At 57.3% G+C, this 23,665-nt stretch carries 26 protein-coding genes, 2 tRNA genes and 1 rRNA gene; 12 read left to right on the top strand and 17 right to left on the bottom strand.

Annotated features, from left to right (window positions below; translation table 11 throughout):
• The 3 genes from HKD40_RS15370 to HKD40_RS15360 all read right to left on the bottom strand — a co-directional run.
• Positions 1-62, bottom strand: a 16S ribosomal RNA gene (locus HKD40_RS15370); the annotation flags it as partial.
• A 550-nt stretch (positions 63-612) separates the two neighbouring features.
• Positions 613-1,335, bottom strand: a complete 723-nt coding sequence (locus tag HKD40_RS15365) for a carbonic anhydrase (RefSeq protein WP_169196664.1) — start codon at positions 1,333-1,335, stop codon at positions 613-615.
• A gap of 71 nt (positions 1,336-1,406) precedes the next feature.
• Complete coding sequence (locus tag HKD40_RS15360; RefSeq protein WP_169196663.1) at positions 1,407-2,345, bottom strand: L-threonylcarbamoyladenylate synthase; 939 nt, start codon at positions 2,343-2,345, stop codon at positions 1,407-1,409.
• A 120-nt stretch (positions 2,346-2,465) separates the two neighbouring features.
• On the opposite strand from HKD40_RS15360, the gene HKD40_RS15355 reads away from it, so the two are divergent.
• The 4 genes from HKD40_RS15355 (at position 2,466) to HKD40_RS15340 (ending at position 5,081) form a co-directional block, all read left to right on the top strand.
• Positions 2,466-3,392 carry a histone deacetylase family protein gene (locus HKD40_RS15355; protein ID WP_169196662.1) on the top strand — a complete coding sequence of 309 codons (927 nt, stop codon included), beginning with the start codon at positions 2,466-2,468 and terminating at the stop codon, positions 3,390-3,392.
• Between the two features lie 18 nt (positions 3,393-3,410).
• The gene (locus HKD40_RS15350) at positions 3,411-3,662 is read left to right on the top strand and encodes an exodeoxyribonuclease VII small subunit (protein ID WP_169196661.1); all 252 of its coding nucleotides are present in this window, start codon (positions 3,411-3,413) and stop codon (positions 3,660-3,662) included.
• 94 nt (positions 3,663-3,756) lie between these two features.
• Positions 3,757-4,350 (top strand): SCO family protein, encoded by a 594-nt coding sequence (locus HKD40_RS15345; protein WP_169196660.1) that lies wholly within the window; start codon positions 3,757-3,759, stop codon positions 4,348-4,350.
• Entirely contained in the window at positions 4,347-5,081 is a 735-nt protein-coding gene (locus HKD40_RS15340; protein WP_169196659.1) for a TlyA family RNA methyltransferase, read from the top strand. The genes HKD40_RS15345 and HKD40_RS15340 overlap by 4 nt, the downstream gene beginning before the upstream one ends.
• Before the next feature lie 3 nt (positions 5,082-5,084).
• On the opposite strand, the gene HKD40_RS15335 is transcribed toward HKD40_RS15340, so the two are convergent.
• From HKD40_RS15335 to uxaC, 3 genes are all read right to left on the bottom strand, one after another.
• Entirely contained in the window at positions 5,085-5,588 is a 504-nt protein-coding gene (locus tag HKD40_RS15335) for a CAP domain-containing protein (RefSeq protein WP_169196658.1), read from the bottom strand.
• A 3-nt stretch (positions 5,589-5,591) separates the two neighbouring features.
• Positions 5,592-6,440, bottom strand: coding sequence for an aminoglycoside phosphotransferase family protein (locus HKD40_RS15330; protein WP_169196657.1), 849 nt, complete (start codon positions 6,438-6,440; stop codon positions 5,592-5,594).
• A gap of 121 nt (positions 6,441-6,561) precedes the next feature.
• Complete coding sequence (gene uxaC, locus HKD40_RS15325; protein WP_169196656.1) at positions 6,562-7,980, bottom strand: glucuronate isomerase; 1,419 nt, start codon at positions 7,978-7,980, stop codon at positions 6,562-6,564.
• A 483-nt stretch (positions 7,981-8,463) separates the two neighbouring features.
• On the opposite strand from uxaC, the gene HKD40_RS15320 reads away from it, so the two are divergent.
• The 4 genes from HKD40_RS15320 to HKD40_RS15305 all read left to right on the top strand — a co-directional run bounded on the left by HKD40_RS15320 (position 8,464) and on the right by HKD40_RS15305 (position 11,765).
• Positions 8,464-8,745: a hypothetical protein gene (locus HKD40_RS15320; RefSeq protein ID WP_169196655.1), complete on the top strand. Its 282-nt coding sequence runs from the start codon at positions 8,464-8,466 to the stop codon at positions 8,743-8,745.
• A gap of 84 nt (positions 8,746-8,829) precedes the next feature.
• Positions 8,830-9,357: a biliverdin-producing heme oxygenase gene (locus HKD40_RS15315; RefSeq protein WP_169196654.1), complete on the top strand. Its 528-nt coding sequence runs from the start codon at positions 8,830-8,832 to the stop codon at positions 9,355-9,357.
• Positions 9,344-11,470, top strand: a complete 2,127-nt coding sequence (locus HKD40_RS15310; protein ID WP_169196653.1) for a histidine kinase dimerization/phosphoacceptor domain -containing protein — start codon at positions 9,344-9,346, stop codon at positions 11,468-11,470. The genes HKD40_RS15315 and HKD40_RS15310 overlap by 14 nt, the downstream gene beginning before the upstream one ends.
• Positions 11,471-11,546: 76 nt before the next feature.
• A complete protein-coding gene (locus tag HKD40_RS15305; RefSeq protein ID WP_169196652.1) occupies positions 11,547-11,765 on the top strand; it encodes a hypothetical protein in 219 nt (72 codons plus the stop codon).
• Between the two features lie 96 nt (positions 11,766-11,861).
• Here the strand turns inward: HKD40_RS15305 and HKD40_RS15300 are convergent, their stop codons facing one another.
• From HKD40_RS15300 to HKD40_RS15255, 9 genes are all read right to left on the bottom strand, one after another.
• A complete protein-coding gene (locus HKD40_RS15300; protein ID WP_248306093.1) occupies positions 11,862-12,329 on the bottom strand; it encodes a YidB family protein in 468 nt (155 codons plus the stop codon).
• A 24-nt stretch (positions 12,330-12,353) separates the two neighbouring features.
• Positions 12,354-12,608 (bottom strand): GlsB/YeaQ/YmgE family stress response membrane protein, encoded by a 255-nt coding sequence (locus tag HKD40_RS15295; RefSeq protein ID WP_169196651.1) that lies wholly within the window; start codon positions 12,606-12,608, stop codon positions 12,354-12,356.
• A 184-nt stretch (positions 12,609-12,792) separates the two neighbouring features.
• The gene (locus HKD40_RS15290) at positions 12,793-13,722 is read right to left on the bottom strand and encodes an ABC transporter substrate-binding protein (protein WP_169196650.1); all 930 of its coding nucleotides are present in this window, start codon (positions 13,720-13,722) and stop codon (positions 12,793-12,795) included.
• 94 nt (positions 13,723-13,816) lie between these two features.
• On the bottom strand, positions 13,817-13,996 hold the full coding sequence (gene yacG, locus HKD40_RS15285; protein WP_169196649.1) for a DNA gyrase inhibitor YacG: 180 nt from the start codon (positions 13,994-13,996) through the stop codon (positions 13,817-13,819).
• Positions 13,996-14,634 carry a Maf-like protein gene (locus HKD40_RS15280; protein ID WP_169196648.1) on the bottom strand — a complete coding sequence of 213 codons (639 nt, stop codon included), beginning with the start codon at positions 14,632-14,634 and terminating at the stop codon, positions 13,996-13,998. The genes yacG and HKD40_RS15280 overlap by 1 nt, the downstream gene beginning before the upstream one ends.
• A gap of 8 nt (positions 14,635-14,642) precedes the next feature.
• Positions 14,643-14,861 carry a translation initiation factor IF-1 gene (gene infA / locus HKD40_RS15275; protein WP_035082742.1) on the bottom strand — a complete coding sequence of 73 codons (219 nt, stop codon included), beginning with the start codon at positions 14,859-14,861 and terminating at the stop codon, positions 14,643-14,645.
• Between the two features lie 76 nt (positions 14,862-14,937).
• On the bottom strand, positions 14,938-15,897 hold the full coding sequence (locus HKD40_RS18225) for a UPF0262 family protein (RefSeq protein ID WP_182394807.1): 960 nt from the start codon (positions 15,895-15,897) through the stop codon (positions 14,938-14,940).
• Positions 15,898-15,905: 8 nt separating this feature from the next.
• Positions 15,906-17,198, bottom strand: coding sequence for a histidinol dehydrogenase (gene hisD / locus HKD40_RS15260; protein ID WP_169196647.1), 1,293 nt, complete (start codon positions 17,196-17,198; stop codon positions 15,906-15,908).
• A 12-nt stretch (positions 17,199-17,210) separates the two neighbouring features.
• On the bottom strand, positions 17,211-17,642 hold the full coding sequence (locus tag HKD40_RS15255; protein WP_169196646.1) for a DUF2948 family protein: 432 nt from the start codon (positions 17,640-17,642) through the stop codon (positions 17,211-17,213).
• Positions 17,643-17,819: 177 nt separating this feature from the next.
• On the opposite strand from HKD40_RS15255, the gene HKD40_RS15250 reads away from it, so the two are divergent.
• The gene (locus HKD40_RS15250; RefSeq protein ID WP_169196645.1) at positions 17,820-19,301 is read left to right on the top strand and encodes an FAD-binding oxidoreductase; all 1,482 of its coding nucleotides are present in this window, start codon (positions 17,820-17,822) and stop codon (positions 19,299-19,301) included.
• A 138-nt stretch (positions 19,302-19,439) separates the two neighbouring features.
• Here the strand turns inward: HKD40_RS15250 and murA are convergent, their stop codons facing one another.
• On the bottom strand, positions 19,440-20,732 hold the full coding sequence (murA, locus tag HKD40_RS15245; RefSeq protein WP_169196644.1) for a UDP-N-acetylglucosamine 1-carboxyvinyltransferase: 1,293 nt from the start codon (positions 20,730-20,732) through the stop codon (positions 19,440-19,442).
• Positions 20,733-21,145: 413 nt separating this feature from the next.
• Here murA and HKD40_RS15240 point away from each other — a divergent pair.
• Positions 21,146-21,220 (top strand) — tRNA-Thr (locus HKD40_RS15240).
• Between the two features lie 48 nt (positions 21,221-21,268).
• A tRNA-Thr gene (locus tag HKD40_RS15235) sits at positions 21,269-21,343 on the top strand.
• Positions 21,344-21,434: 91 nt separating this feature from the next.
• Here the strand turns inward: HKD40_RS15235 and HKD40_RS15230 are convergent.
• Positions 21,435-22,016 (bottom strand): response regulator transcription factor, encoded by a 582-nt coding sequence (locus tag HKD40_RS15230; protein WP_169196643.1) that lies wholly within the window; start codon positions 22,014-22,016, stop codon positions 21,435-21,437.
• Positions 22,017-22,077: 61 nt separating this feature from the next.
• Here HKD40_RS15230 and HKD40_RS15225 point away from each other — a divergent pair, with 61 nt between their 5' ends.
• Positions 22,078-23,646, top strand: a complete 1,569-nt coding sequence (locus HKD40_RS15225; RefSeq protein WP_169196642.1) for a hypothetical protein — start codon at positions 22,078-22,080, stop codon at positions 23,644-23,646.
• Positions 23,647-23,665: the final 19 nt, after the last annotated feature.

Here is a 23,665-nt window from a genome sequence, read left to right as displayed (position 1 = left end):
ACTTGCATGTGTTAAGCCTGCCGCCAGCGTTCGTTCTGAGCCAGGATCAAACTCTCAAGTTTAATCATGACTATTGTCGCTAGATGCACGTTTGCGTTTTGACGAGGACACACATCAAATTGCGCTAAAAAGCGCTAAAAGAGTGTACCTCTAGAAACGTGCACCCATCGAAGTCTTGTATAACTTCCACCGGAGTAAACCCCAGCTTCCGTTCGCAAGAACCTCGCCGTCCACGTTTCTCTTTCTTCAATCTTCACAATGTCAAAGAGCTGACCCATCGGCGCAAACCGGACACGTCATTTTGGAAGCATTACTTCCGGAGTTCTTAAAGACAAAGCTTTTGCGCCGTTACCGGCCAAACTGCCTGATCTTTCAGATTTCTTTGCCGCTAGAACTCAGTGCCGGAAGGCGCTGTGCTCTGCAGCGATGACCGGGTTATAGGGGCAGGCCGTTTTGCTGGCAACCCCCTCATGACAAAATCACGACAGTTTTACGTTTCGCAACAAGGGTCAATGTGCAGAACTCGACTGAGTTGCTAGAGTTTCTGCGCCTTAGCGCTATCCGCTCTCATTCTGTGAAATATCCCTAGGCCCTGTGGATTGTCGCAAGCATTCAAGAAACTGGGGTCACCTCTCCTGAGGCTAGGTCATAGTGAGCGCCGAGGACCGCTAGTTTCCCCTCCCGGTGCGCAGCGCCGATGACGACACTTCGGGTAATAAGGTTGGAGATAGTCATGCGGATGTTCTCATTGACCGCTTCGGCAAGAACGTCATCCGCGCCGGAGAGGAGCGCTTTATTGGCAGCAGGCACAATGTTGTCGATGAGCTTGGGAAGGAAGCCCGGCAGATCGGCATTGTCGCGGGCGACAGCGAGTGCCGCATCGACAGCTCCACACCTTGAGTGTCCAAGAACAACGATGAGACGCGTATTGAGTGACGCCACAGCGTATTCGAGGCTGGCGATTTCGTCCTCCCCAGCGAAATTGCCCGCCACGCGGGGGACAAAGAGATCGCCCGGCGCTTGGTCGAAGGCGAGTTCAGGCACAACACGCGAATCTGCGCAGGTCAGGACTGCAGCGTAGGGATGTTGGCCGAGCGCTAGTGTTGGACGCGCTGCTGCGAAATCGACATTGCGGCGGGTATTATCGAGGAACCGCTGATTGCCGAGCATCAACCTGTCCCAAGCTTCTTTTGGTGAGACGGCGATGGCGGGTGCCCCATGCGTATCAAGGGCAATGGCACTCTGCGGCGGGAGAGCTGTTGCTGCCGCTAAAGCAAGGCTGCCGATAAGCAGATGACGGCGGGAAAGCGAAACGCTTGAACATGTGTTGCACATTGTCGGGCTCCGAATAATGAAACCCAATATGGCGCACTAAAGCGCTTAGATCACTCTGATTTTCAGGCAGGCTAGCCGCGTGGAGCCGCTGCGCGGGACAGGCGATCATTGATCGCTTCGCCCAAGCCCGTGCTCGGGATAGGCGCCACAGCGATCAAGCTTGCGCCAGCTTTGTCGAGCTGATGGAGATAGGCAAAGAGATTGCGCGCCGCTTCTCGCAAATCGCCGCTTGGCGAGAGATTGAGCGCCGGACCATGGTGCGCGACAGCCGTACCGAACGCGAGATAGGCCTCACCCTCTTCAGGTGTTGCGTTAAGGCGGATCGCGGCATTGGGGGCATAATGGCTCAGGAGCATGCCGGGCGCGGAGATTTTCGCGCCCTTTTCCGCCAAAACAACAGTTTTCCCGATGAGGGCCTCTATCTCTTCGCGCGCGAGCGCACCGGCGCGGAGCTGCACGATGGTATCACCGTCTACGGTCACGATAGTGGACTCGACGCCCGATGTGCATGGCCCGCCGTCGAGAACCGCCACACGGCCGGCAAAGCCTTCGCTGACCTGCAGAGCCGTCGTCGGCGACAATTTTCCAGATGGATTGGCCGAAGGCGCGGCGAGTGGCCGGTCTGCGGCGCGGATTAAGGCGTTGGCGACCGGATGATCGGGCACACGAATGCCGACAGTATCAAGCCCTGCCGTGGTGACATCCGCCAGGCCGTGACCTTCAACCAAGGGCACAACGATAGTGAGTGGGCCCGGCCAAAAGGCCTGCGCCAGCTTGCGCGCCAATGGGCCAAAGACGCCGTAGCGTTCGGCCATCGCCAGATCGGCGCAGTGAACAATCAGCGGATTGAAGCGCGGACGGCCCTTGGTTTCATAGATCGAAAGTACCGCGTCGGCATTGGTCGCGTCAGCACCGAGCCCGTAAACGGTCTCTGTTGGAAAGGCGACAAGCTGCCCTGCGCGCAGGCTTTCGCCCGCCTGCCGGATGGTTTCGACATCTGGAACGTTCATGCTTGGGTGTTTGACAATAGGCACGCCTGCCGTCAAGACAAACCATCACCCTGATGTATACGGCGGAATAGGCTGGGCGTAGATTATGCGTGATCAGGCCAGTATCGGCATGGAGCTAATGTGACGACCCTTTTGGTCAGCCAGACAAATTACGAAGAGCATCTGACGCCCAAAGGGCATCCTGAATGCGCCGCTCGGCTGGTCGCCGTGGCTGAAGCCTTGTCTGCACCTGAGTTTGACGCTCTTGTCCGTCAAGACGCGCCTTATGGCGATCTCTTTCTGGCCGAACTCGTGCATGATGCCAATTATCTGCCGGCGCTCCGCGACGCGCGCCCTGCCGAAGGCATTCGCTCCCTAACCAGCGACACTGTGATTTCCGGCAACAGTCTGGACGTTGTGGCCACGGGCCTTGGCGGCGCACTGGCTGGTCTGCGTGGCGTTTTGCTCGGCGAAGTCGACAATGCTTTCTGCGCCATTCGCCCGCCCGGTCATCACGCTGAAATCGCGGACACCAGCGGTTTTTGCCTCGTCAACACTGCGGCCATTGCGGCACGGGAAGCCCAGCGCAAGTATGGCGCGGAACGTATCGCCATCGTCGATTTTGACGTTCATCATGGCAATGGCACCCAGGACATCTTTAAAGACGACCCGAGCGTCTTTTATGCGTCGAGCCATCAGATGCCGCTCTTTCCCGGCACGGGTCGGCCAGATGAACATGGGGTCGGCAATATCTTTAACGCTGCGCTCAAGCCCAAAACGGCTGGGGCGGAGATGCGCGCCGCCTATAATGAGATCATTCTGCCCGCGCTCGACAATTTCGCGCCTGATCTGATCATTCTCTCTGCCGGATTTGACGCGCATATTCTCGATCCGCTCGCCCAGTTGGAATGGATAGAGGATGATTTTCGCTGGGTAACGGGCAAGTTGATGGACATTGCCGAGCGCCGATGCGGCAATCGGATTGTGTCACTCCTCGAAGGTGGGTATGACCTCAAGGGACTTTCCGGTGGGGTCAGCACCCATGTTGCGACCCTACTCAACGGGTAAACAGGATCAGGATTTATCATGGCCGACACTGCACATGACGATGTGAAATCGCTGAGCTTTGAAGCTGCACTCGAGCAGCTCGAACAGATCGTGCAGAAGCTGGAAAGCGGACGCGCGCCTTTGGCTGAATCCATTGCCATTTATGAACGCGGCGAAGCGCTCAAAGCGCATTGCGAGACCCTGCTGAAGACAGCAGAAGCGCGGATCGAAAAGATCACTCTGTCGCGTGAAGGCAAGGCCGTGGGCACCGAACCGCTCGACGCAAATTGATTTTGGGCTGACCAGCCCTCCTTATTATACGGTCACGAGGTCATGCGAGTGCCGAGCACTGCGTGACCTTTTGGCTATCTGAAAGGCGAAACACATGTCCTCAAACAACTCCTTGCGCATTGTGCGCATCGCACTTTGGGTGCTGGTTGCCGTCGCGGCAATTGGAGCCACGGCTCTTTACGCCTTCCGCCCACCCCAGCAGACCATCGGGGAAGAAGGTCACACGTTTTCGCTCACCTCCTCGCGTGGTGGGGAGTTTACCGATCTTGATCTGATGGGTACGCCGAGCCTTGTCTTCTTTGGCTATACCCATTGCCCCGATGTTTGCCCGGTCACTCTGGCCGAGACAACCGCATGGCGGGCGCAGCTGGGCCTCACCCAAGACGATCTGCGTATCATCTTTGTTTCGGTTGATCCGGCGCGCGACACCGCTGAGATCGTCAAGGACTATGTCGAAGGCTTTGACCAAAGCGTTATTGGTCTGACCGGCACAGCTGAGGACACCGAGAGCATCAAGAAGGCCTTTGGTGCCTTCTCGGAAATCGTCGGTGAAGGCGAGTATTACACCGTCAACCACACCTCCCTGACCTATATCATCGACGATAAGGGTAAGTTTGTCTCGAGCATTTCTTACGGGGAAGATGCCGAGACAGCGAAGAACAAAATCCAGCGTGCGGTGAAGGTGTGAGCCGGATCCGGCTTGATCTTGCGCTTGAAGAGCGTGGCTTGATGCCAAGCCGCGCTCGTGCGCGCGATGCGATTTTGCGCGGCACAGTTTCCGTGAACGGCGCTCCAGCGAAAAAGCCCAACCAGATGGTGGGGACAGATGATGTTTTGGGCATCGATGACCCGGCAGCGAACTATGTTTCGCGCGCCTCGCTCAAACTGATTGCGGGGCTCGACGAAGGCAAAATTTCGCCGGAAGGCAAAATCTGTCTCGACGTCGGGTCCTCAACCGGCGGGTTCACCCAGGTTCTGGTCAAGCGCGGCGCGGCCAAAGTCTATGCGGTCGACGTTGGTCACGACCAACTTCATCCCCTGCTCCGCGCCGATGCGCGCGTTGTCAGCTTTGAGGGCACCAATGCCCGCGACCTCGATCGGGACCGCATCGTCGAGCCGATTGATCTCGTCGTTTCCGACGTCAGTTTTGTCTCGGTCACCAAAGTGCTCGAAGCGCCGTTGTCCCTCTGCGCTCCAAAAGCGAACGCCATCATCCTCTTCAAACCGCAGTTTGAAGTCGGGCGTGACTTTATCGGCAAGGGCGGGATCGTTAGCGACCTTGAGGCGTCCGACCGCGCCATGGGCGAAGTCATCGCCTTTGCCGAAGCGCAAAACTTCGCGCTTCAAACCAAAATTCTGTCACCGATTACGGGCGGCGACGGCAATCAGGAAACCGTTCTGGTGTTTTCGCGCGGCTAGGCTTTACTGTCGCCAGGCCTCAAACGGACCGCCTGCGATCAAGGCCCAATAAATTTTCCCAGAATTGGTCCGCGCCGTCGCCAGGCCGAACTCGACAAAGCGCGTCGACAGCAGCGTCTTGCGGTGACCGCTCGAATTGAGCCACCCCTGAATTGTGTCGGGAAGGGTTTTATATCCCTTGGCGAGATTTTCGCCGACAGCCAGCTGGTAACCTGCCTCTGTCACACGCTCGCGCAGCGTTACACCCAGATCGTGGCTCAGCGTATCCTTGCGCGCCATAAGCCGCGCTTGCGAACGCGCTGCCGCCTCAAGGGCTGAGCTATAAGTCCACTCCCCTGCCCCATTCGCCCGACGGACGGCGTTGATGGTGGCAACGATTTCCTCGCGCGACAGCCCCTCTGGCTGGCTCGACGCCTTGGCCGGAAGGGGCGGGATCGTGGTTGAACAGGCCGAGACGAGGCCCGCAGCGCCAAGAATAAGCACGGAACGGCGCGAAATAAGGGTCATGAACTAGGCCTGATCGTAAGCGCTGAGCAAGAGAGGCAAGACAGCAAGGTCCCCGTGAATAGCGTTTCCGGCCTGCAAATTCCAGCAGGCGGCAAGGCCCGAATGGACAGCCGCAAAGCCTAAGATGCGCTTACGGTTGAGCTGCAACTTTGCCGAAAACACATCCGCCATTTCGCTGATGCGCTTGGCGTTCGCTGCAACTTTGATGGCATTGTGCGGATTGCGGAAGGCATTGGCGACTTCATAATGCGGGTCGCCGTATAGCCCCTTGGGGTCAATCGCCAACCAGCCCCGATCAGAGCGCATAATATTGTCGTGGTGCAAATCGCCGTGCAGCGGCACTTCGCGGGTCGGCTTATCAAAGAGCTTGAGTGCCGTGCCTGCGCAGCGCGCATAAAGATCGCGCGCCGTATGGGGCCATTGCCGCACATCGGTTTCAAACAAGGCATCGAAATTTTGCCGGAGCGGCGCGAGCCCCTTCGGGAAATCCGCGCGTGGCATGTGCAGCTTCTGGACGGTCGAAGCAAAAGCCTCGGTGGCTTCCGCATCGCGCCCTGAACGAGACAGAATTCCGAGCGTGCCCCCGTCGAGCCATTCCATAAAGATGGCGTCTTCGTGGACGTCGAAAACCGTCACCGCGCCTTCACCGGAATAGTATTCCAAAAGGCTTGTGCCGCGCCCTTCTTGGTCGCGGACGTGGGGCTTGATGATTTTGAGGGCCGCCATATCGCGACCGTTCTGCTCGACCTTAAAAACCCAGCCGTTTTGGGTCTCGGCGACCAGCGCCGATTTCGTCAAAGACCAACGGATCATGGCTCGATTGAGCGCCGTTTCGAGAGGTGTCTGATTCATCATTACGCCATTAGAGCAGATGCCGATGCAGGATACGACGGGAATGGCGCGAAAAGCGGGCTGAAGTACGGCACGCCCTAGCGATTTGGCGGAGCCATGCCCCGCCAAATCATTTTCCTGTTTAGCGAATTTTATAGGCGTCCTTGGCAGCCTGATAGCTCAGGTGCTTGGCCAGATCTTCGGCGGTCGATTTGGTGATGCGATTTTCGCCGACCCAACGGCCTAGGAAACCGCAAACCTCACGCCGCCAAACGTCATGGCGCGCCGGGATCGACAACAAGGCGCGCGTATCATCGTTGAAGCCTGCCAAATTATAAAAGCCAGCGCTTTCCACCACCTGATCGAGATAACGGCGAATGCCCTGCGGACTGTCGTGGAACCACCAAGGTGGTCCAATCATCAGCGATGGCCAATAGCCTGCCATAGGCGCGAGTTCCCGCGCATAGGTGGTTTCATCCAGAACGAACATCAACAGACGGAGATTCTTTTCGTTGCCACAGCGCGACAACAGGGCCTTCAATCCACCAACATAATCGGTTGGCCCCGGGATGTCGGCACCAAGGTCGGTGCCGCGCTCGTCAAAGAGCAGCGGATCGGTATTGCGACGCGAACCCGCGTGAATCTGCATCACCATGCCGTCTTCGACCGAGAGCAGAGCCATTTCCGTCATCATCTGGGCGCGGAACAGTTCTGCGTCCTGCGCGTCGTGGCGCTTGGCCAGAATTTTGTCGAGCAGCGCCTGCTTTTCGACCAAGGGCAAATCGGCGGTATTGGCGGTTGGCACGCCATGGTCGGTCGCCACAGCACCATAGCGGCGGAAGTATTCACGCCGCGCCCGATGCGCATTGATCAGGCCATCCCAGCTCGTAATATTCTCGCCGGTGATCTCACCAAATTTTTGCAGGTTTTCGGCAATCGCTGCGCGGCTTGGATCGGTCACATCGTCTGGGCGATAGGTGGTGTGCACCTGCCCAATGAGACCCTGCGCCAACATCGACTGATGATGCACAAGCGGATCGAGTGCGAATTCGGTAGTCGCGATGACCTCTACCGAAAAGCGCTCGAGAATGGCGCGCGGACGCAGCTCTGGTGAGCCCAACTGGCCCTCGATCTGATCAAAGATCGCGTCGGCTGTCGCCCCGGACAATTCCTCGGTGATCCCGAAAACAGCATGTAGCGAGTGATCGACCCAGGTCTTGGACGGTGTGCCCGCGAACAAATAAAAGTTTTCCGCAAACAGCTTCCACGCCTTGCGCTGGTCGGTCTCGACCGGCTGGCCATCCTTGCGCGGAATACCAAGCGCGTCATAGCTGATGCCGCGGCTCTTGAGCATGCGCAACACATAATGGTCCGGCGTCAGAAAAAGAGCGGTCGGCGAAGCAAAGCGCTCGTTCTGGGCGAACCAGCTCGGGTCGGTGTGGCCGTGCGGGGAGACAATGGGCAGGTCTTTCACAGCCGGATAAAGGTCCCGGGCAATCGATTGCGCGGGCTCTGAGGCCGGAAAGAGACGATCGGGGTGCAGATGGGCTGGGTGTGTCATGAGGGCGTTTGTGCCACGTTCGCGCGGGCCAATCAACATCTGCCATACAAGATTACAGCACTCGGCATTTAAGTCGAATTAACCGCGTTCACCAGTTCTGGTTCGGAAGATAACCCGGTGCAGCTAAGCTCCCTTATCCGGGCGAGAACAGAGACAATCGCCAGCCCGCCAATTGCTCCATCCCAGGAGGAAAAGGTGTCACACAGTCCCGCTCCAACTTCGGCCACCACGCTGTCTGAAGCACGGCGCAATGCGCGCCACCGCGCGCGTGTCGACCGCATCTACATTATGTTGGCATCGGCGAGCTTAGCAGCCTTTGGTATCGTGGCCACGGCGAGCGCTTTACTCACGAACCTCCTATAAGCGCCGAGCACATGGCTGGTATGCGCTTGGAATTTTTCAAAGCGTACCTATCTTTCCAATCAAGAGAGCGACGACGACAGTTGCTGCTCTCGCAGTTCGGATCGGGTTGAGCAGAGCCTCGTGCGTTTCTCCTCCCTCCATGCGCGCGATGCGTTCCCCGCCGACACCAAAGCCCGGATGCTGGTTTCCCTCCCCAGCGTCCGGGCTTTTTTATGCGCGCGCATGAACCATCAAACAACGCCTCACGCCCTTGCAAGACTTAGGAAATTATTTCTAATAACAGCAATTAATTATGACTTTTATTTCCGCCGATTGCGCCACATCAGCGCCAACAAATCTGCAACACCACGTCAGTTCAAGAATATCAAATCCTCAATCGCAGACGTTCTTTCCGAAAAGTGAATAGTCTTTACAGTGCCTTGTGATAAATCTTTCTCGAATAATTGAATTCGAGAGAGGGCTTTGAGACTGACGAGAGAACTTTCATTGCGCAGTCTTCTGCGCGCAGAAACCAAAGACATTCATAGTCAACTCGACAGCATCACAGGAATATTTTCAAATACTGAGCAATATAGGCACTTTGCAACGGCCACCTACCGGTTTAGGCTCTCTTTAGAGTTTGCCCTAGACTCACTCGACATCTGGAGCCCGCAAAAGCTGGGCCCGTATCTTTGCGAAGATCTTGACGATTTAGGCGTTACGCGCCGCCCTTGTCCTCGCTCTTATTCCATTCGTTTAAACACCGCCGAACAAGTTGGAGCGCTTTACGTGCTGGAAGGCTCGTCCCTCGGGGCGCAGCTATTGCTGCGTCGTGCCATCGCCCTAGGTTTTGATGCCCAATTTGGAGCCCGTCACTTGGCGCAGCAAGTAAGCGAGCCTAGGCGTTGGCCTCACTTCGTCGCCCTTCTCGATAGCCTTCCTGAACACCTCCATCATCAGGCCATCGCCTCTGCCAAGCGTGTGTTCGAGCACGCGTTTGATATCTATAGGGACCCAGCCAATGACATCCATTGACAGGTCCGACGTGAATGCCTGTGATCTCGAGCCCATTCACATTCCCGGCTCGATCCAAGGCAATGGCGCGTTATTTATCGTTGAGCCGACCTCCGGCACGCTCGTTGGTTTCGCTGGCGCGCTCGATGAGCATGTTCTGGGCCAAAAGCTTGCCGATATCCTGGATCTAAATTGGGAGACCTTGAGAGATCAAACACCTGCGCAGGGCGTCCATATCAGCGCCCCAGTGGTTTTCTCTGGTCGCACCTACGACGTTCTCAGCTATCGCAGTGACGACCATTTGGTCGTCGAGCTTCTCTATAGCGAGGAAGCAAAGCCCATTGATGCGTCTTTCCTCGCACAATTCCACGCGCATGAGGCTCGGCTTGAACGGGCGGGAACGCTGGAAGACCTCGCCAATGAAGCCGCCCTCGCCTTTCACAGGCTCACCGGCTTTGACCGCGTTATGGTCTATCGCTTTGTCGAAGGTGATGCCGGAAAGGTCTTGGGCGAGTATCGCTCCCCCGGCTTCTCCAGCTTTATGAACCATCATTTTCCGGCAAGTGATATTCCCAAGCAGGCCCGGGCTCTCTACGTCAGGAACAAGGTACGGGTCATTGCCGATGTGCACTCCCAGCCCCAGCCGATTATCAGCGCCAGCTCCAAGCTCAAGTCTATCGACCTCTCGGATTCTGCCCTGCGCAGTGTGTCGCCTGTTCACATTCAATATTTGAAAAATATGGAGGTTGGCGCTTCAGCGTCCATGTCCATTATCAAGGATGGGCAATTGTGGGGGCTCATCGCATGTCACCACCAATTACCAAGAAACATAGCCCTGACCAGTCGCATGGCCAGCCAAGCGTTGGCAACGAGCCTGTCGCGGCTGTTGAAGGTGCGAGAAGAAGGCGAATTTTACCAGCAACGCATTCGCTTGCGTACGCAGGAAGATGCAATTCTCTCGCGCCTCGGCGATGAATGTCACCTCGGGCAATTCTTCGCCAAATCAGGCAGCTATCTGGCCACGCTCTTGGATGCCGATGGCTTTGCCGCTGTGCAAGGCGCAGAAGTTTATCAAGTCGGAGCCTCGCCGAGCGAAGCGAACATCCGCGAACTGGCGGAATTTGTTCGTGCGCCCGCTCTGGTCAAGCCAATCGCAACCCATCACCTCTCGGTGCTCGTGCCGTCCGCCGAGGCTTACAAAAACATTGCCAGCGGTCTCCTCGGCGTCACCATGCCCACTGAAGTGCCGACCATCCTCATATGGTTCCGGGCCGAACATCTGCAAACAGTGCAATGGGCGGGCAATCCGCACAAATCCAGCACGGGCGACCCCAGCACGCCTTTGACGCCGCGCGCCTCATTCGACGAATGGGCCGAGACCGTCAGTGGCCGCTCACGCCAATGGTCGCTTGCCGAAATTGAATCCGCGTCACGCGTCGCGCGTATGCTGCTCGATGCACGCAACAACAGCCGCATCCGCCAGTTAAATCGTGAGCTTACGGCGACGGTTCGGGAAAACGAAAACCTGATGCGGCAGAAGGATTTCCTCCTCAAAGAGGTCAACCATCGCGTGCAAAACAGCCTGTCCATCGTCGCGGCATTCTTGCGCATGCAGTCGCGCGGGACGAGCGATGAGGCACGCCGCGAATTGCAGCAAGCGGAGCGCCGTCTGATGGCGGTGTCGCTGGCGCACCGACGCCTCTATCAAGACGAAAGCGTCGAGACCATCGATCTCTCGCGCTATCTCGAGGAGCTGGTTCACGAGCTTTTCGACACACTGGACGGCCAGTGGCGCAAGACGCTGCAGCTCGATCTCGCCCCGGTGCTCATTCCCACAGACAAGGCCGTCACCCTTGGCCTGATGCTGAACGAGTTGATCACGAACTTGGCTAAATACGCCTATAACGGCGCGCCCGGCCCCGCCCATATTTCGCTGTCGCAACATCGCCAAACCATTCAGCTGACGGTTTCGGACAAAGGCAAGGGTATCGACGGCACCGTTTCAGGTACCGGATTTGGCCAGAAAATGGTTCAGGTGTTGATCCAACGCCTCGATGGAACCCTAAGCTTTGAGGACAATAACCCTGGCACGCGCGCTATCGTCCGTGTTCCGATAACCGGCGATAAGGATTGATCGGCCGAGGCGTTAGCACGATAGTGTGAGGGAACCTACGGTTAACCAAATTCATTGGGGTCATGGAAGGAAAACCATGCCCCAGTTTCGTATTGTCGATTTGCGCGCAGCGCAGAAGGAAACCGAACACAAGTTGGACGCACAGACGCCGGAGGCGGCGGCTGGCGAAGCCTTGGGAATGCACCTATTCCGTAGCGGCGCCAAGAGAGACCTCATCTGCCGCGTTTATTGGCAAAGCCCAGGCGGCACCAACATGGTCCGCCTCTACGGCAAGACCCTGCCCAGCCATTCCTGATTAATCCAATGATCGACGGTCGCCCGGCGACCGATGTTTCAATATGAAAAGGGCCGCCCCAAGGGCGGCCCTTTTACTGTCTCTGATCAAGGCTTCTTAGAGCCCCGAGAACCGCTGACGCAGTTCGTCCTCGTTCTGTGGGAAGCGGCCATCTGGGGTTGCCCGATCGACAGCTTCCGGAATGTTTTGCGCAAGGCGATTGAGCAACTCATCATAGTCGAGCCCGGTATCGCGCGACAGATTCATGAGGTTGTCCCGGCCAATGGCCTGCTCAACCTGATCCCGCGACAGTCCCTGTGTGGGCACGCCGGGTGTGATCCAAGAATCGGCCTGTTCGCGCTGACCTGAATTGCGGAAAGTATCGAGCAGATCATTTAATCCACCCATCAGTCCGCCCTGACCAGCGGCAGAGGAGTTTACACCTTGCCCTGATCCCGCGGTGCGATTGCCCACCTGGTCTCCAACTTGCCCCAGGATTTGGCCAAGTTTGTCTCGATGCTGAAAGCCTGCGACAGCTGCCATGCCTAGAAGCGCCAGAATAGACGGCATACCACGGTTTGACATGATGAAACTCCTCTTAGTGTTTGATTAGGCCCGACGACCCGCGATGGCACCCCAGACGAAAAGGATGATGATCGCACCAACGATCGCGCCGATCAGCCCTGCACCTTCACCGGCGGAGTACCAACCGACAGCTTGACCGAGATAGGACGCCACGAAAGCGCCGATAATCCCGAGAATGGTGGTAAGGATGAAGCCCGAAGGCTCATTGCGGCCCGGAAAGATGAACTTAGCGATCACGCCGGCGATAAAGCCAATGATGATAGTCCAGAGAATACCCATTTTTAGCCCTCATGTTAACGACTAGGGAGAAACGGGCCTCTAGCGACTTCGTTGCGCATGAGCGTGCATTTGCCGTTCACATTTCACCTTCAGAGCCACGCGAGGGCCTCAAGACCGGGGTAATGGCCATAAAAAAAAGCGCCCGCCGAAAAGGCGGACGCATCACTTCGCAAGGGATAAAAATTTAGAGAAGCGCAGCGCGCACGTCGTCGATGATCACACCGAAACTGATCGGGCCGACCGACTGGTTCCAGGGTTCAATATTCACTTCGTAGACATGCCCTGCCGCAACGGCTGGGAGACGCTTCCAAAGGTCCATCTCTTCAATCGAGGACATTTTGTTCTCGTCTTCGACCATTAGGAAAATATGGTCGGCCGTGAGCTGGGTGAGGTTTTCAAGCGAGACCTCGGCATGGTCATCCGCCATTGGAACGCTCTCATGCGCCGTCAAACCCAAGTCTTGATAGAGCACTGGGCCAGACCGACGGGCGCCGCCATAAACGCGAATGTCCTTTTCGCGCACGCGCAGTAGCAAAATGGTCTGCTCGCCCAGCGCGGCCTGCAGTTCGGTCTTAGCTGCAGCGGCCTTGGCTTCGTAAGCCTCTAGCGTTGCCTTAACCGCGTCCGCCTGGCCAAGCGCATCCCCGAGCCCGACATACCATTCACGCCAATCTGCTTCCGGTTCATCCAGCAGAATAGTCGGTGCTATGCCGGTGAGCCGCTCGTAATTGCTCTCCTGCTGCTTGGCTTGCGCTAAAATCAGATCGGGATTGAGGTTGAGCACGCGCTCAAAGTCGGGCTCGGAATGGTTTCCCACGGTCTCAGTGGCCGCTAGGCCGTCGACCAGTTGCGATGGCATGCCGGAGGGGCGATCAACCGAACCAATCGGAGCCAGGCCCATGGAGATCAACGCTTCAGCAAAGACATTGTGCAAGGTGACAATGCGCTCTGGGGCGACGGGAATAGTGGTCTCGCCTTTCGCGTGCTGAACGACACGTTCGGCATCGGTTGCACTGACCACCTGAGCCACTTGCGCCAAAGCCGGCGTCGAGAGGGCAAAGCCAGACAGCAGTCCCGCTACAGACAAACACAACACCCGGTATGACAATCTCACTTCAGCCTCCAGCCCAAATAACATGACAGTGAATGTCACGTTATTGAGCTAGGCACAATAGGGCTGCAGCTTAGGGTCCGTTGTGTGTCCGGACTTAAGTTTCTGCGTCGAAATCGGGGAGAGGTTCGTCATCCTTTGCCGGGATGACATAGGCGCCCGAAAGCCAGCGGTTGAGATCTACGTCCGCGCAGCGACGCGAGCAAAAGGGCTTAAATTTTTCTGCGGCCGGGGCCCGACCGCAGATAGGGCACAGTGCTTCAGCTTTCTCGGCCATTAGACGCCAGAAACGCTGGATTGGTTGAGCCAGTTAAAATGCACGGGATAGCCATCGCCAGCCAAAAGCTGCGTGGTTTCGTGCAAGGGCAGGCCCACGACGGCTGAGTAGGAGCCGACGAGTTTAACGACGAAAGACCCGGCAATGCCCTGAATAGCATAGCCCCCTGCCTTGCCCCGCCATTCGGCGCTGGCAAGATAGGCTTCCATCTCTTTATTGGAGAGACGCTTGAAGCGAATGCGTGTCTCAACCAGACGCTGACGTTTCGCCCCTGATGGGGTGAGCAGCGTGATGCCGGTGTAAACACGGTGGGCGCGCCCCGAAAGCAGCCGCAGGCATTCTGCAGCTTCTTCCATTGTTTCTGCCTTTGGCAGAATGCGCCGCCCCACAGCAACCACTGTATCCGCGCCCAGCACCAGGCCGGTGTCGCCATATCCGGCGATACGAGCCTTGTGCTGTGCGGTGATCGCTTTCAGGTCTGCCAGACGTTGTGCGAGCTTTCGCGGCAACTCCCCCTTCTCAGGGGTTTCGTCGACATGGGCTGGCACCAGATGTTCCGGCTCGATGCCGACCTGGTTGAGCAATGCCAAACGACGAGGCGATGCGGACGCCAGAATGAGTTCCGGACGACTGGCCACGGTTTGCCTTACTTAAAGCGATAGGTGATACGACCCTTGGTCAGGTCGTAAGGCGTCATTTCGCAAAGAACCTTGTCGCCTGCGAGAACGCGAATACGGTTCTTACGCATACGGCCAGCAGTATGAGCGATGATTTCATGCTCATTCTCTAGCTTCACGCGGAACGTCGCGTTGGGTAGCAATTCGGTGACCACGCCCGGAAACTCGAGCACTTCTTCCTTGGCCATACTTTCTCCTGAGAAGGCCCCCGCTGCCACACATTGGCGCGTCAGGGCCACAAATTTGGGCGGAACCTACTTCAATTCAATTGTTTTGTGAACCACCGGAAACCAAAGGTTCCAAGCGTTCGCGAACACGACGTCGCAATTGATCGCGCAAACCTCGATAGGCATCCAAAACGAGAGCGCGACTTCCCTCTACAAGGGAGGGGTCTTCCACCTGCCAGTGCTCCACCGCTTTTGCTTCAAGGCCCTTGCGAGCCACAGCATCGGGGGCGTCATCAGACAGTGTGATAACAAGATCGAACTTGTTGGCAACCAGTTCGTCCAGAATATGGGGCGTATGAACGCTCATATCAATACCAACGTCCTCCATGACCTCATGGACGAATTGGTCGGCCTTACCACCGTTAACCCCCACAGAACGGGCAATTATTCGGCCTGGGAAGGCTTGGCGCGCAAGCGCTGCAGCGATCGGCGAGCGCACCGAATTCATTGAGCAGACAAACAGCACTGTGGGCAGTTCGCTGGTCGCTTCGTCAATGCGGGAGGCATAGGGTTGCACGGCGCAAATCAGCGTAAACAGGCGGCGCGCGGTGTTGAGATCGATGATGATCTTATTGTCGAGCCGCGTCCTTAAGAGCTCTGCTGCCTCGTTGTGCAGACCGCGCCGCGCCATATCGACGGTCTCGATCTGGAACGGTTGCGCCGAACGAATGGCCTCATAATAGGCTTCGCGGATGCGAAAATAGTCGCGGATAAGTCTGCGAAACGGCGTCAACGAGAGATAATGGGCAGCAATGGGCTTAAAATTCTCTGGGTCGCGGACGTCTAAAACGATCGAATTGCCGATAATCGACACGTGCAGAGCATAAGGTCCTTCCGCCGAAACGCGTGCGGGCCGGAAGGTGTTGTCCTCAAGCAGATCATAAATGGCAATGCGCCACTCATGCACCTCGTCAGGATTGATCGAGGTGATGGTGTTAGGGTCGAGCGTGACGGTGACCAGACGATTGGTGTCCTTGGTCACCGGCTCTGTGCCCATGCTTATGCTCAACGGTTCAACCGTATAGAAATCGAGCGACCATGCCCCGCGAGGCCTTCGACCTCGGCAATGGTCACTGCGGCCTCAGACAATGCCGACAGCGATGAGGGCGTGCAGCCCAAAATCGAGGTGCGTTTCACAAAGTCCAGCACACCGAGCCCCGAGGCGAAGCGCGCCGTACGAGCTGTTGGCAAAACGTGATTCGAGCCACCAACATAGTCACCGATAGCTTCTGGCGTGTGATGGCCCATGAAGATCGCGCCGGCGTGGCGAATCTTGGCCACCAGCGCCTCAGGCTCATTGACCGCCATCTCCACGTGTTCAGAGGCAATGCGATTGCCCAACTCAATGGCAGTGTCCAGATCCGGCACGGTGATGACCACGCCAAACTCTTCCCAGCCTTCGCCCGCAATCGCGGACTTCGGCAGAATAGCGATCTGGCGCAAAACTTCAGCTTCGACCGCATCAGCCAGCGCTGCATCGGTCGTGACCAGAATGGACTGTGCACCACCACCATGTTCAGCCTGCGCGATCAAATCGGCAGCAACCCAAGCTGGGTTCGCTGAACTGTCTGCGATGACGAGCACTTCGGATGGTCCGGCGATCATGTCGATGCCGACTTGGCCAAAAACCTGGCGCTTGGCTGCCGCCACAAAGGCATTGCCCGGGCCGACCACCTTGTCGACACGCGCGATGGTGTCGGTGCCGTAGGCGAGCGCGGCAACAGCCTGCGCCCCACCAACTCGGTAGATCTCTGTCACGCCCGCAATTTGCGCAGCACAGAGCACCGCTGGGTTCACTTCGCCATTTGGCGTTGGCACGACCATGGCGATGCGTTCAACGCCCGCAACCTTGGCCGGAACAGCATTCATCAAAACAGAGGATGGATAAGAGGCCAGACCACCCGGAACATAAATGCCAACAGCGTCCACCGCAGTCCAACGACTGCCCAATGTCACCCCAAGATCATCGGTATAGAGATGATCGACCGGCTTTTGCTTTTCGTGGTGCGACTTGATGCGGTCATGCGCGGTCTGCAGGGCCGCACGCACATTTTCCGGAACCTGCGCTGACGCGGTAGCAATTTCCTCAGCGGTAAAGCGCAGCGTTTGCGCTGTCACATTGGCGCGATCAAACTTATTGGTCAGCTCAACAACCGCAGCGTCACCACGGTCGCGCACATCAGCGATGATGGAGGCGACGATATCGTTGACGTCTTGGCTGGCTTCACGCTTGCCCGACAGGAGCGCCACAAATTGGGCTTCAAAATCGGACGCGGCGCTGTCGAGGCGAACGGGCATAGTGAACTTTCGTTAGTCTAGGGAGTGGGCCGGGCGCGCAGTCGCTGCCCAGGCGGCACCAAGATCGGCCAAGCGCGCTTCAAGGCAATCGACCGTCAGGCGCACAGTGCCACCACCGGCAAAGCGCAGCTCAACGATGCCCGCAGGCGCATTTTGCTCTTCGAAGGTAACGGCCAGCAAGGACACCACGCCTTCAGGCGAGGCCGGATCAAAGCCCGCAAATGCAGTGTTGGTCACGTGCTCGAAATGCATCCCCGTGCGCTTGCGCAGGCCTTTGCTCCGCGGTTGATCGGCGGTCCAATCAAAACGGTTCATCAGCAGGGCGAAACGCTTATCGCCCTTGGCATAGCCCATGTCAGAAACGCGAATAACGGCGTCCTGCACATGTGCGGAAACAACTTCGAGGTCTTCGCTATCGAGCGCGAGCAGCTTGAGGTCGGTCATGGGGCGGCCTTGTTCTTTGTCGGTAAAGCCCATTTGGTCGTGACAGGACCGATCTACAAGGTTGGCGGGCCAAGAGCAATCGCATGCACGCCAGTTGAAATGCATGGGCGCTGTGCAAATGCGCATTTTTGGAGCAAAAAAGCGCACAGCTTTTGATTTGCTAAATTTGGACCGAACATGCTGACCCGTCGTCTTTTTCTCACCACCAGCTTGGCGTCGCTCACCGCCTTCGGCCTGCTCCCCGCCAAAGCGGAAGTGTTTTTCGTTGAGCCCAGCGCGGTTTCTGCAGATCAATGGGCGGTATTGAAAAAGCTTCTCGGCGATCAGCTGGTTTCCCCAACCGACTCAGCCTTTGCCAATGCGGCCCTGCCCAATAATCTTCGTTTCGAAGCGGTCAGGCCCCAAGCCGTCGCCTATTGCCGAACGGCTCAAATGGTGGCGGAGGTCGTTCTGTGGTGTCGCGACAATGCGGTGCCCTTCGCAATCCGAGGGGGCGGCCATTCCTACGCTGGCTACTCCACCAGTGCCGGCCTCATTATCGACATGGCCGATATGGGCGATATTGCTTTTGACCCACCAAGCGGGGTCGCCACCATTGGTGCGGGCGCGATCAATTCTGCCATTTACGCTGCGTTGGATGAAGCGGGGCGCACCATCACCCACGGCCGCTGCCCCACTGTCGGTGTTTCCGGTTTCCTGCTCGGCGGCGGCATTGGTTTCAACATGCGCCGCTTCGGCATCGGGTGTGATCATGTTGTGGGCGCTGAAATCGTCACCTCCGACGGCAAAGTTCTACAACTCTCTCAAACCGAGAACGCCGATTTGTTCTGGGCTGTGCGCGGCGGCGCAGGCGGCAATTTTGGCGTGATGACCAAGTGGCAGCTACAGACCCACCCCGCCGATGAAAGCTTGACGGTCTTCCGCATGGTCTGGCGCGACAATGTTCTGGACGTCGCCACCAAGCTCTTCGAGACGCTCGATGCGGCCCCAACAACCATCGGCACGCGCGTCTCGCTGGGCGCGTTGAACCAAACTATGGCTAACCGTGGCCGACAAGTGCCTTTGACGCTCCTCGGGCAGTTTGCAGGGCCTAAGGAGGCCTTCCTGGAGCTGATGCAGCCCGTGCTTGAGATCGGCACACCCGATTTCGAGGCTGTCGAGGAAAACGCCTATTGGGCGGCCCAAGATTTTCTCGCCGAAGAAGGTGAACCCGCCTACTACCGCGAGCGCTCGACCTTCCACCAGAGCTCACCCGACCGGGCGTTTCTGGCGAGCGCCATTGAGAAAATGGCCAACTGGCCCGGCACCGGTTCCTCGGGCAATCTGGTCTTTTTCCAGACGGGCGGCCAAGTGAACACTGTTCGCAGCGACGCGACGGCCTTTGTTCATCGAACCAGCCACTGGCTCAGCACAGCAAATCTGAGCTGGTCGGAAGATGACGCCACAAAGCCTGCGATTGTCGATGCCGCCTGCGCTTGGCAGGACGACCTCTATAGCGTGGTCACAAGCGCTGACACCAAGGGCGCGTTCCAGAATTTTCCTGACCCAAGCCTATCCGATTGGCGGACCCGCTATTACGGCGAAAACCTGCCACGCCTTGAAGCCATCAAAACCGCGACTGATCCCGAAAAACTCTTCCGCTTCGAGCAGTCGCTGTAGGCATGCCCAACGCTATACCCATCCCCTCCTCGATCACCGGGAAAAGCCCCATCATGCGGTAGCGGAGAGATAGGCCCAAACAAAAAGCCCCGAACGAAGGTCCGGGGCTTTTCAATAATGAGCGAAGCGCGTCGCGCCTTAGCCAGCCAGACGCTCGATCTCTGCGCCGCAACGGCTGAGCTTGTCTTCAAGACGCTCAAACCCACGGTCGAGGTGGTAAATACGGTTCACAACCGTTTCACCCTTCGCCGCCAGACCAGCGATGACCAGCGACACCGAAGCGCGCAGATCAGTTGCCATCACCTGTGCGCCCTTAAGCTGGGGCTTGCCGGTGATCGTTGCGACCTGACCATTGACCGAGATATCAGCGCCAAAGCGCACGAGTTCTGCCACATGCATGTAGCGGTTCTCGAAAATGGTTTCGCGGATTTCGCTGACGCCATTGCTCATGGTCATGAGCGCCATGAACTGCGCCTGCAAATCGGTGGGGAAGCCTGGGAATGGCTCCGTTTCGACATGCACTGGCAAGATCGGCGAGCCATTGCGGCGCACACGAATGCCATTGCTTTCAGTAATCAGCTCAACCCCGGTCTGACCCAGAATGGTCAGTGCCGACTGCAAATGATCGGCGCGTGCGCCACGCAGCAGCACATCGCCACCGGTCATTGCGGCCGCCATGGCAAAAGTGCCGGTTTCGATACGGTCCGGAATCACTTCCACGGTTGCACCATGCAGACGCTCAACGCCTTCAATGGTCAGCGTGCGTGTGCCAATGCCCGAAATCTTAGCGCCCATGGCAACCAAGCATTCGGCGACATTGGTGATTTCCGGTTCTTGCGCCGCGTTCTCAATAACAGTCGTGCCCTTTGCCAGGGTCGCCGCCATCAGAATCGTGTGCGTCGCACCGACCGACACCTTGGGGAAATTGACAGTTGCGCCGACCAAGCCACCGGCTGGTGCGCGGGCAACAACATAACCCTCGTCAATCTCGATCGAGGCACCCAGCGCGCGCAGACCTGTCAGGAACAGATCGACAGGACGGGTACCGATAGCGCAACCGCCCGGCAGGGAAACACGCGCTTCGTGGCAACGGGCCAGCAGCGGGCCAATAACCCAGAAGCTGGCGCGCATCTTGGAGACAAGATCATAGGGAGCGGTTGTGTCGACGATATCAGCGGCATGGAAGGTCATACGCTGACCCACGCCTTCTTCTTCGCCGCGACGACGACCGTGAACGGCGATATCAACGCCGTGATTTTCTAGGATGCGTTCAAGCTGCTTAACGTCCGCAAGGCGCGGGACGTTGTGGAGAACCAAAGGTTCATCGCTCAGCAACGACGCAATCATCAGTGGCAGTGCAGCGTTCTTCGCGCCCGAGATCGGGATTTCGCCCCGAAGCTCATTGCCGCCGACCAAACGAATACGATCCATAAAGAGAAGTCCTCAGAAATGGCCTTAAGGGCCTGCTACCTGAAAGGGAGGTAGGCGAGGTCTTCGTTGCCGCGTAGGCTAGACCAGCCGCACTCTGGAAAGGGTGACGTGTTAAAATCGCCCGAAAATGGTTTACGGAGTCTTGTCCGGCACCGTTTTCGACACCTCAAATTCTGGCCCCGCCTCGCGTCCAGAGACACGAGCGCGAGCCTGCTCTTTGCGGCGCTTGAGATTCTCACGCAGCTTTGCGGCTAATCTTTGCTCACGCATCAGTGCTTGCTCGGTTTTTCCCACAGTTCAGGCCTTCGATTCCAACGGTGGTGTTAATAGAGGCTTTTTGCGCTTGCGTCGACCAAATCGCTATGGCAAATGAGCCCTCGTCGCCGCAAGGAACACCAAGCCTTAGCGGAAATGCTGCCGTAGCTCAGTGGTAGAGCACTCCCTTGGTAAGGGAGAGGCCGCGAGTTCAATCCTCGCCGGCAGCACCATTCCCCAGAAGAGGTTCTGTATAGTCCTCCTTTGCGAGCGCAAACCATGCTGCCGTAGCTCAGTGGTAGAGCACTCCCTTGGTAAGGGAGAGGCCGCGAGTTCAATCCTCGCCGGCAGCACCATTTCTCCTCCCAATAAGACACGATCTTTTTAGACCGATCAGTCGTTTGACGTCGGCTTACAGTCTTTGGGAAAAAGTTGCGGCTCGCCCGACTAACGGTTCAGCGCCGCAAAATGCGCGCGATTGGTCGCTCCAGATTTTTGCAGAATACGGCGCACGTGCACTTTCACCGTCGATGGTTCGATGCCCAAACGGTCGGCAATAATCTTGTCCGACTTGCCTTCAGCGAGCAGCAGCGCCACTTCCCCTTCCCGCTCAGACAAAACCTGTTCCGCAGGCGCCACCAACAGTTCTGGCGGGACAAAGCGTTCGCCATCCAAAATCAGCCGCAGCGCATGAATCAGTGTTTTGGGCGTCAGGTTTTTCGGGATCCAGCCGCGCGCGCCCTTATCGAGCGCTGATTTGACCAGAACGTTGTCCGTGTGCCCCGACAAAATCGCTACGGGCAAATCTGGATAGAGTTCGCGCAATTGCGCGACGGCTCTAATCCCATCCGTATCAGGCATGGAATAGTCCAGCAGAACCAGATCCGGCAGGGCTTCAGTCTTGAGCAATCCCAGCAACTGCGCGACGCTCGTCACCGCCTTCACCACGCAATCAGGATCACTTGCCTGCAAGAGATAATGAAGCGCTGAACCAAACATGGCGTGGTCGTCTGCAATCAGAATGCGCATTATTTTGTTCACTCAATGCTAATTATAAAGCTATATATGAATTTTTACGTTCCGCACCAGAATGATAGCAAAAAAATATGTAGGGCAAATCGGTCAACTCGCCATTTTAGTTGTGGCGTGGCTGGCCGCTTATAAGCTCGCCGCGATGGCCGAGGTCTTTAAGCCCTTCTCCAGCTTGTGGTTTTTACCTGCGGGCGTCAGCCTTTCCATATTCTTGGCCGCGCCCGGCTGGCTCAAACTTTCGCCACTAATCGCCAACCTTGCACTCGCCGTTCCAGGGTTGGATAGTTTTTTCAACGTCGGCGACAATGCGGCTCGCGACCAAATACTGCACGCCATACGTCACTGCGGCATCTATTTTACTGCCGCTGTCGTGCTCAAAAAGCTCCTCGGCCCCAATATGGCTGTGCCGAATATGCGCGCCACCACCACATATATTGTGGTGATCACCATTGCTGCTGCCCTCTCGGCATTTAGTGGCGTTTCGCTGCACGCCCTCTTGGACAATATCTCATGGGACATTGCACTGGACATCATTGCGCACTGGGCCATTGGTGATGCTGTCGCGACCCTTGTGCTGCCGCCCCTGCTCGTCCCCGTTCTCAGCGCCGTATTAGGCGTCAAACCGCTCCCGCCCCATTGGCCTTCACTATCCGATTGGCTTAGGGAACTCGGCATTATTGCCCTAGCGATGGGCGTTGCGTTTGGGGCTATGGTGATTGACCCCGCCTTGGGCAGTCTTTGGTACATCACCCTGCTGCCCCCGATTTTCGCCGGTGTGCGCAAGGGCATTATGCAAGCTGCGATCAGCGCCTTTCTCATCGCCTCGTTGACGCCGATCGTTGCCAAGCTGTCCTATTTCAGCAGCGAGCCTTTGGCGCTTTCCGTGCTGCTGGCGATAACGGCCACGGCCTCATTACTGGTCGGGACAGCTGTCTCCATGCAGCGCCAAACACTCGAGCAATTGGACGCGCAAAACCAAGAGCTTGAGGAAAGTGTTCTCGCGCGCACTTCTGAACTCGCTGAGGCCTACGAGTTTGAACGCCACTTGGTCCGGTCGCTCGGGCACGATTTGCGCCAACCGCTACAGACCATAACCATGCTGGTCGAAGGCATGGCGATGCGCAAATCTGAAGACGAACCTGTCCTCAATGCGCTTCGTCAAATCAGCGCAACCATGAGCAATTTTCTTGATGGTGTCCTCAACTACGCCCTCACGGACCCGGGAACCGTAAAGCCCCGCAACACAGCCCTTCGGGCCTGCGCGGTCCTTGCTGCGCTCGAAACCATCTATCTCCCCATCGCTGAAAAGCGCGGGGTCAGGCTGCATGTGCAACGCGCCGATGCGGAGTTTCAAAGTGATGAGGTGCTTCTGCGCCAGGCCCTCTCGAACGATCTCGATAATGCCATTCGCCTCAGTGCGCCGAACAGCACGGTCTCGCTGCGACACGAGATGCGCGACGGACAGCACGCCTTCATCGTCGCCGATGAAATCGCTGTCGAATACGCCCATCCTCCCGGAACCGCAGGCTTTGGCTACGGCATCATCGCCCGGGTATGCAAAGTCCTCAACGCGACACGGATTAAAGAGAAAAACATCCGCGGGATCTTGCTGCCCGCTAACCCATAGTGAGTTTCCAGCGGTTTCT

Origin of the sequence: Devosia sp. MC1541, from assembly GCF_012847305.1 — a bacterium.
Lineage (GTDB): Bacteria > Pseudomonadota > Alphaproteobacteria > Rhizobiales > Devosiaceae > Devosia.
Note: the sequence above shows the minus strand (reverse complement) of the source record. Positions and strands in the feature narration are given on the sequence as shown.